The organism is Paraburkholderia sp. EG287B (assembly GCF_040965595.1).
Lineage (GTDB): Bacteria > Pseudomonadota > Gammaproteobacteria > Burkholderiales > Burkholderiaceae > Paraburkholderia.
The window spans coordinates 335,518-344,536 of the sequence record NZ_JBFRCG010000013.1 but is presented as its reverse complement, the minus strand read 5'-3'; the positions used below and the strand labels follow the sequence as shown (position 1 = coordinate 344,536).

At 57.3% G+C, this 9,019-nt stretch carries 6 protein-coding genes and 1 pseudogene; 5 read left to right on the top strand and 2 right to left on the bottom strand.

The window, feature by feature from the left end; translation table 11 throughout:
* The 5 genes and pseudogenes from AB4Y40_RS25435 to AB4Y40_RS25415 form a co-directional block, all read left to right on the top strand.
* Positions 1-666 (top strand): helix-turn-helix domain-containing protein (locus AB4Y40_RS25435; RefSeq protein WP_368690163.1); only part of this gene is annotated, 666 nt, incomplete at its 5' end.
* 825 nt (positions 667-1,491) lie between these two features.
* Positions 1,492-3,743: pseudogene (locus AB4Y40_RS25430) on the top strand (type VI secretion system Vgr family protein).
* Entirely contained in the window at positions 3,721-4,722 is a 1,002-nt protein-coding gene (locus tag AB4Y40_RS25425) for a hypothetical protein (protein WP_368690162.1), read from the top strand. The pseudogene AB4Y40_RS25430 and the gene AB4Y40_RS25425 overlap by 23 nt, the downstream one beginning before the upstream one ends.
* Positions 4,697-5,287, top strand: coding sequence for a hypothetical protein (locus AB4Y40_RS25420; protein ID WP_368617813.1), 591 nt, complete (start codon positions 4,697-4,699; stop codon positions 5,285-5,287). The genes AB4Y40_RS25425 and AB4Y40_RS25420 overlap by 26 nt, the downstream gene beginning before the upstream one ends.
* 368 nt (positions 5,288-5,655) lie before the next feature.
* Positions 5,656-6,045: a VOC family protein gene (locus AB4Y40_RS25415; RefSeq protein WP_368690161.1), complete on the top strand. Its 390-nt coding sequence runs from the start codon at positions 5,656-5,658 to the stop codon at positions 6,043-6,045.
* Positions 6,046-6,147: 102 nt separating this feature from the next.
* Here the strand turns inward: AB4Y40_RS25415 and AB4Y40_RS25410 are convergent, their stop codons facing one another.
* Positions 6,148-6,672, bottom strand: coding sequence for an N-acetyltransferase family protein (locus tag AB4Y40_RS25410; protein WP_368690160.1), 525 nt, complete (start codon positions 6,670-6,672; stop codon positions 6,148-6,150).
* Positions 6,673-7,180: 508 nt separating this feature from the next.
* Positions 7,181-8,593, bottom strand: coding sequence for an ATP-binding protein (locus AB4Y40_RS25405; protein WP_368690159.1), 1,413 nt, complete (start codon positions 8,591-8,593; stop codon positions 7,181-7,183).
* Between the last annotated feature and the right edge of the window lie 426 nt (positions 8,594-9,019).

The following is a 9,019-nucleotide window of genomic DNA, read 5'->3' as shown; positions in this document are numbered from 1 at the left end:
TCAGGTGTGTTTGTACTGGCCGCTGCCGGCGTGCTAGACGGGAAGACGGTGACGACCCACTGGCGCTACGCGGCTAAACTGCAGCAACGTTACCCACATGTGAGCGTCCAGGCGGACGCCTTGTACGCAGATGAGGGGCAGGTCATTACATCGGCAGGGTCGGCCGCGGGGCTGGACATGCTACTTCATCTGGTGCGGCGCGATTATGGGAGCGTGATAGCAAACCGGGTCGCCCAGCGGCTCGTGGTACCACCGCATCGTGAGGGCGGTCAGGCGCAATTCGTGCCTCGCCCCATGCCGCAGGACGAAAGCGGGCGTCTTGCAAAGCTGATGGACTGGGTACGCGAGCATCCGGGAATACCGCATACACTGAGCTCGCTGGCCGCGCGAGCTGCCATGAGTCCACGTACATTGCAAAGGCAGTTTCATGATGCCACCGGGCTCGCGCCCTATGAATGGGTCGTCCGTGAACGGGTGGCGGTCGCCCGCGAACTGCTCGAAGCGCAGTCGGCGTTGCCTCTCGCGAGGATCGCCGAGTTCGCGGGTTTCGGCTCAGAAGAGTCAATGCGCCGGCATTTCCGTCGCATCGCGCTTACAAGTCCGGCGGCGTACCGGGAGCGGTTCAGCCATCAGAAGCGGGTACAGGAAACACATGCGGACCAGTAACCCGTAATGAGGCATAAAACGCGTCTGGGCCACCGCCCGGTATTCGTTGAGACCGGCAGTTGATCTGTCAGCGATTGGTTTGTGCTTCGGTCGGATTCGGCCATGAACGGTCAGTCGACATCCGCGCGTAGATCTTCAACAATTTTCGCTGTCGGCCGCGTTGGCAACAACAGTCCACCACGATGAATCTGAGAGCTCTTGGCCCCGATGAACGAGCGCTCATTGAGCATATGCTTCATGAGGTCTCGCAGGAAGACTCGTTCCGAGATTTGCTCTCGAACTGCCTGGTCGAAGATCTGAGCGATGGCGGAATGGGTAGCATTCGGTTCGATTCGCAGAATAAGGGGAGCGCCGTCTCGGCGATGACCTTTGCCAGATGGCATTTCTAGATTCGGATGGCGTTGCCATCCTCGCGACCTTGTCTTCGGACAACTTTGGTCAGTTGTTCGAGCTCGTCCTGTGGAAGATCGATTTTTCGCCAATTCTACGATTCCCGCCGGTTCACTAATCGCGGCAATCCGTCGAGCCGAAGCGTAGGATCGGCTCCCGCCGGCGAAGAACGGACCGTTGGCGGCGCTGCGTGGATGACTAGCAATGCGGGCCCCAGTAATTTTTACCGAGGCATTGAGCCGGCAGTCGCCGGATTTACCATCTAAACGATGACTCTTTGGCAAAATTATTTCCTATATGCGGTGCGCATATAAATTATTGGAAATGCGTCTCAAGGACTGATTTTATTGAATATTGTTTCTAGCCGACCTTTCTGGCATCCCGTAAAATCCCGCTCGAGCATATTAAGCGCAGTGAACAACACGAAGAGGCAGTATGGGTGCGCGGGACTTAATCGGGGCGTTGACCGGTGGGCTGCTACAAAGCGACCGCCTGCTGAAACTGGATAATCCGCTTGGCAGTGACCTGCTACTGCCTCAGCGGGTCCTGGGTTATTCACGCATTGGCCGTCATTTTGAATTCACGGCCGATGTTGTTTCGCCCTCCGACGCCATCGAACTCAAGAAGCTGATTGCGCAGCCGGTAGCGCTGTGGATCCAGCAGAGCGACAAGTCCTACCTGCCTCATCACGGTTACGTACACACCGCACGCCGGCTCGGCTCGGACGGCGGGTTGACCAGCTACCAGATCGCCTTTGCGTCATGGATGCACTTCCTGCGCTTTCGCAAGGATGCACGAATCTGGCAGGACAAGCCGGCCGACGCGATCCTCACAGATGTCTTCAACATGCATCCGCAGGCTCAAGGTGCTTTTCGCTTTGCATTCAGCAAGCCCCTTCCTGCTCGCTCGTTTTGCATACAGTATGAAGACGACTGGAATTTCGTTCATCGCGTCATGGAGGGCGAAGGCCTGTTCCGCTATTTCGAGCAGGCGAGCGATGGCAAGTCGCACACGCTCGTGGTCGTAGACGATATTTACCACCTTCCGGCGCTCTCACCGCAAACGGTTGAGTTTTACTGGGCGGGCATCAGCAGAGAAGCGGATGCATTGGCGCAGTGGTCCTGCACGCGCACGCTGCAAAGCTCAATGCTGACCACCCGCACCTTTGATTACAAGAGCCCCGCCTCAGGATCGTGCCCTACCGCAGTCCGCTTGAGCACCGCAAACCAGCGATGCATCTGCAAACGGCGATCGCGGTCGGCCCGGCAAGCGAAGAGGTCTACACCGACTCGTTGAACCGTATCAAGGTGCGATTCCACTGGGACCGGCTCAACGACGGCGACGATCGAGCGTCGTGCTGGGTGCGGGTTGCCATGTCCGATACGGGCGCTGGATACGGCAGCGTGCATGTGCCACGGGTCGGCGAAGAAGTCCTGATCAACTGGGTTGACGGCGATTGTGACAGGCCCGTGGTTACAGGGAAGGTCTACAACGGCCAGACGCAACCGCACTGGCATTCCAACGGCTTACTCTCCGGCTACAAATCGAAGGAATATCAGGGCAGCGGCTATAACCAGATGGTGCTTGACGACTCGACGGGCCAGAACCGGCTTCAACTTTACTCGTCGAGCACGAATGCCCAGCTACAACTGGGTTACCTCATCGACCAGTCCGGCAACACGAGAGGGAGTTACCTGGGCAGCGGCTTTGACCTGAAGTCTGACGCATTTGGAGCAGTGCGCGCGGGTCAAGGCCTTTATGTCACCACCCACCCCGCGGCCAGCCAGCCGCTCGATGCTCGCGACTCCACTTCGCAGCTTGTGAATTCGAAAAGCGTGCTGGAGGCGATGTCAGGCGCCAGCACGGCACATCAGGCAGGAAGCCTGAACGACGGCTACGATTCACTCAAAATGTTCACGGACGCGACGCAGAACAGCGTATCCGGTTCATCATCGGGCGGAAAAACGGCGGGCGGTGGAACAGGCAACGCCAACGCATTCAAGGGACCAGTCATGCTGTTCGGTAGCCCGGCAGGCATCGCGCTGTCCACGCAGAAGTCTGTTCATATCGCGAGTGATGCCCAGACCAATCTCGTCAGCGGCCAGAGCACGCATATCGCAACCGGAAAATCGCTGATTGCAAGTGTTTCGGAGAGGCTGAGCCTCTTTGTGCAGAATGCGGGGATGAAGCTCTTTGCTGCGAAGGGCATGGTGGAAGTCCAGGCGCACTCGGACAACATCGAACTCACTGCTCAAAAAGCTGTAAAGCTGCTCTCAGTAACGGATAACATTGAGGCGGCGGCAAAGCAGGAAATCCTGTTGACATCTGGAGGTGCGTATATCCGCATCAAGGATGGAAACATCGAGATTCACGCACCCGGCAAGATTGACATCAAGGGCGGCCAGCATTCATTCAGCGGCCCCACCGCTCAAGGGTACGTGCTGCCCGGATTGCCAAATTCTGGTGCGGCGTCTCGCTACCACGAGCAATTCCGTTTGCTCGACGATGATGAGACCACTCCGCTGCCGCACACACGTTACGAGATTGAGAGTGAATCCGGTAAGAAATGGTCCGGGTACAGCGACGGTGAAGGACTGACTCAGCATGTTTATACGGACGAGCCAGAGAGCCTTTCTCTAACCATCTATAAGCTGGTGGACGATAATGACTCAACCGAAGAAGCATAAGCATCACATCCGACACGTGAAGCATGCATCGACAACATCTGCGAACGACAAATCGCTTGTCAAGGTCGTGATTCAGAACGATGCGGGCGAATGGGTTCGTCCGGCGACAGGCGATAAGTTCTATATCGACGCGATACCGAAATTCCCATCGATTTTTTTTGAGATCAAGACGGATGCCTCTCCGCCCTATCAATGGAAATGGACCATTGCGTGGGATGCGCAGGTTAGCGGTCTACGCGAAAGCGCGAAGCGCGGAAAGAAGTTAAAGACATTTACTGCTAATGGCACCTTCACGAGCAACGACAAGTCATGGCAGGCAAATCTCGACAACAAGATCGTTGGAGGTAAGTTGTCCGTCGAGGTCACGGCGGGTGGCTCGGAGTTCCGGCGCACTGTGTTCGTCTTAGGAAAGAATCCCACCAAAGAAGACGTGGTGGCCTTCGTGTCGACACTTCCCGACACCATCGGTTTCGACAAGGTCATCGATCAGGAGAGTCATTTCAAGCACTTCATTAACGCTGACAATGAACCTGTGGTCGCGGGCGATTCCGGCTATGGGCTAACACAGATGACTAATCCGGCGCCAAACTACGAACAAGTCTGGAACTGGAAGGAAAACGTTAAGGTCGGCGTGACGTTGTTCCAGGACAAGCAAGCAAAGGCAAAAGTGCTCCTCAAGGCGCATCCGTACACTCAGGAGCAGTTATCACGCGAGACTTTCGGGTTGTGGAACGGCAGCAAGTATTACGAATGGAACCCTCAAACGCAGGCATGGGACCGCAGTGGTGACATCATGTGCGACCCGTCCACCTCAAACATTGGTTGGGACATGTCAAACTCGGCAAACGCTGGGCAGACTTCCGATCAATTGCACGAACGCGACAAAGAAACTTACAGGAAAATGAAGGCTGGGCGTGATAAAGATCACGTCTGGCTCTACTCTGGGATTTGCTATGCGGATCACATTGCCGGGAATTAAACAATTTACCTTTCTGGTGGCGTTAGGTGTAGGTAGCGCCAGCGCACTTGCGAAAGTTCCTCCACCCGCGCAAATTGACCTTGAAGGTGGTCGTTTGGTGCAACAGAAAGAGAACCGCCTTTTTACGGTCGACGCCGGGAAGCACAAGATATTGCCCATTCAAGTGCCAACTGCTCTCAGTCGAGCCCTTAAGAAGTCTTCGAGCATTGGCTTTCCGGCCGACCACTCGCGCTTGATAGACGGGAAGGAATACATTCTCATCGTTGTAAATCAGTCGTCTAGTACCAATCCCTCGGGGTACTGCGGTGCGGGTGAGGAAGGAACTCTCTACGCACTGGAATTGCACGGGAGTTCTGCGGTGCCGCGCTTTGCCTTGCAGGTACAGAGTTGTCTCAAAGATCTCGAATTGGCAAGTGATTCCAATCAAAAGTCGGAATATTTGGCAATTTCGTGGAAAGAGGCACCAGTAGGCATCCAGGTACGCTGGGACGTTTATGGAGACAAGAGTGATGTTTCGCGCTTCTACAAATACCAGGGCGGCCAGTTTATAGAGGCGACCCAGTGATTTTGCGGCGAGACGGACGCCATCTTGGGGTCGAGTAGCCGATGAAGTGTCTCCGGACACGGACTCAAATGCTGCAAGCTGGCACCAGTGTGTGTTTCGTGGGCTTAAGCGACTTTGGCGCAGTCCAATATCCACCTGGTGATTGCCGAGTGGCCGTTGTTGAGAGGGCTGCGGGTCCGCTATGGGTCGGTTATGCCTGTTCCATGAGACGTGGGCCGGGGGCGAGCGGCGTGCCCGGTCGTGGGACGCAGTGCGGCCACTTTCGGTCAGTCAGCGAGGCACTGAGAATTGGCGACAATTTACGTTCGACGTATCCTTAGGGATCGACGTTTCGACACTCTTGGCCAACGATCCCGACAAGAATTCCGATGCAAGCACATCTCAGAATTGCCAGACCTGTCAGCGACCTTTCGAGGACAGAAAGTATGTATTGCGCGGCGCTCAGCCTCGTTGTACTGGCAAAATTTCAAGACCATCAGGGGTTCGACGGGGTGATGCTCGGATGTTCCGGCTTGGACTATCACTTCGAGTTCACACAGTGCCGCAAACATCCGGTCGCGCCAACACCAACATGTGAGGATTTGCTGGTGTTTTATGCCCCGGATCGAGCTGAGTGGGAGTCGACTTGCGATCGCCTCGCCGAGAACGGCTTTGTTCGCGTGACGTCGCTCAACCCTTATTGGGACGTGTCAGGTAGAACATTTGAAGATCACGACGGCTACCGAATCGTTTTGCAAAATTCGGCGTGGTCGTCATGACGCATGCCCAATCCAATTGGATGCCGGAGCTCGATCGCTTTGCAGCAAGTTGTACGGTCGCGCGAAGGGTGAACTCCGGCTAGTTTGAGCCATTCGACGCCGCTATCTGATTGGTCGCTCCATCACGATGACGTTGCCGATGAATCTCGGATTGGTCGTGCTATAGGCGGTCTCAAAGCCCTCGCGTTGCCAGAACGCTAACGCGCGCGGATTCGTCGAAATAGCGGCGAGTTGCAGTCTCCGGTAGCCCCACTCACGCGCCATCTCGTTGATCAAAGCCAGCGCAATTTGTCCGTAGCCTCGACTCTGATGCGCTCCTGAAAAAAGCAGCAACCCGATCCATACGCAGTCATCGTTCGGATATGAGCGAATCACTTCAGCACAGCCGACCATGTCTGGCTCAACGTAAAATCCGAAGACTGATTTGTCCGCCGCATCCTTACTGGCTGGCTTGCCATTGAAGAAATCGTCAACATCTTTCTCGGAGGGCGGCCGACCTTCGACGAGTTCAGTGTACGAAGGTGCCTCCAGAAAGATGCGCAACACGTTCGCGCAATCGCTGTGCGACTCGCTGGTGAGTGGGCGGATTGTAAGCATCAGGAGCAGTTTCGAGGTGAGAGCAGCCATTCTAGAACCATTGGCCGGAGTAGACATAGACAGCGCAACGTCGTTGTGAGCGTCCGCATTGCGCATGCTTGACTGGCCGAATCGGGTCCGTAAGCAGCCATCGGAGTCGCGCCGGTTTAAAGGACCGCATCGGGTCGTTTTGGCGCATTCGCCGACGGGACGGCAGCGGCCCAGCCAGCGTTCGCCAGCAGGCAGGACCCCGGCCAGCACTTGTCGTTTGGCCCCGGGAGGGGGGCAGTGACGTGGTCGATCCAGCTTCGATAGCAGTCGTTTGATTCTCCATTACCAAAAGACGCCACGAGTGGCCGCCGCGAGGCGCTGCAGTGGATCGCAAAGGCCACCGGGTCGCGCATCAAGGCCGACGCCAGGCTGCGCCAGATCGTCGATGACTGACGGTCCTCTCAGCTCCACCGCGCACACGTGTGTTCGCGAACGGTTTCGCGTTGGGAAACCCGCTTGGTTCGCCACCTTGTCCGAAGGAGAGGCGCGGCGTTGGCGGACCTGTCGCCTATTGCTGATTTGCGACGTCGGGCGCGGCGAGCGCCGGTACACTGAACTCGACCGTTGCACCATGGCCAACGTTGTTCCTCAGCCGTATTTCACCCCCGTGCGACACAATGATTGCCTGGCAGATTGATAGCCCCACGCCCATACCCTCGGGCTTGGTCGTGAAGAACGGCTGGAAGAGCCTCTCGGCATTTCCTGGTTCAATGCCCGTGCCGGAATCGCGCACCGCGACGATGACGTCACCGGCGTCGCCGCGGCGTGACTCGATGACAAGCTCGCGTGGGCGGTCGGTTACCGCGTTCATGACGAGATTGATCGTGACTTGCGCGAGCTGTATACGGTCTCCGAGCGCCGGCGGCAGATGAGGATCAAGCTTTGTCTTCAGCGTCGCCTGGTGATTCAAGAGTTCGCGCTGCATGATCGGGACGACTTCTCTAACCACGTCGTTGATGTCCAGACGCGTCATATTGGGTGGCTCTCGCTTCGTCAGCCCGCGCACGCGGCGGATGATCTCGGTTGCGCGCCGACATTCGGCGTCAATACGGCGCAACGAGGTCAACGCCTTCTCAATGTTGGGCGACTCGCGATTCAGCCATGACAGGGCGGCCGCGCTGTCCGCGCCGATCGATGCGAGCGGCTGCCCGACCTCGTGTGCAAGCGAGGCCCCAAATTCCCCGATTGTAGTGACGCGGGCCAAATAACCCAACGCTTCTTCATTGCGCTTGCGTTCAGTGATATCGGTACTGGTTTCCAGGATCGCGGTGGGCAAGCCCTGTTTGTTGCGCAATACCGATTGACGCGTTTGCGCCGTGACGACTGCGCCGCTCTTTGCCAGGTGCATGACTTCGCCTTCCCAGTATCCAGTCTCCAGCAAAGTCTGTTTTATCTCATCCGGGTCGACGGGGTAGCGCGAGCGCAACAGCGAACGCGACACGTTCCCCAGCGCCTCGTCGCCTTTCCATCCAAAGAGCGCCTCGGCACCGCGATTCCAGTAGGTAATTGAGTCATCCATGTCGCGCACTGTCACGCTGTCATGGGTGAGATCGAGAAGCATCGCCTGTTCTCGATGGATTGCGGCAAGCCGGCGCAAGCGGTGCACGAGCCCGTTCACTGTCAACGAGGTGACGAAGAACGCAGTCAGCGCCCAGACATCGCGGGCTAGGTCTAGGCGAAATGTGAAAAGGGGTTCAGTAAACAAATAGTCGAGGCTGCCGACAGCGATCACCGACAGCAGAATTGAAGACGTGAGGCTGCCGACGAGCGCCAATAAGGCGAGCTCGGTCACACAGACCGTTGCGGCAACCGTCAGCCTGGATCCAAGGAGGAAGCAGATCCACGCCGAAAGCACGAGGACCGCACCGCCGGCGATCACCGTCAAAGCCGTCCGGCCCACTCGCGCGGTCCAGAGTTCCATCGCGCTCGAATTTGTCGCCCGATGCGCAGGGTACGCAGCACGTTCGTTCATTCGCCCCCCCAAGAGGCCGACTCGATGGCTCGGCCATGTGCGTTAGGGTCGCACGCTCGTGCGGGGGCGGTCCATCGGAAAAAGTCAGGATGCGGGCTTTGCCCCTGGCGCTGACATCGGGATAACCGCCCTCTCAACGGAAACTGCCGCTCATCATGTCCACTGGTGAAAGACAGCGATGGGTCGGGTTGGTGCATTCGCCGACGGCACGGTGGCGGCCAAGAGCCCCCGTCGCCATCAGGCAGAACCCGGCCATGAAGAGTCGCTCGCAACGGCGCTAGGTCGGACATTCGAACGTCAGTTTCATCACCGCGAGCGGCCGCATGCACTGCTCTGGGTTCCCGGTAACGACTTACAGTCATTCGCAATCCTGCA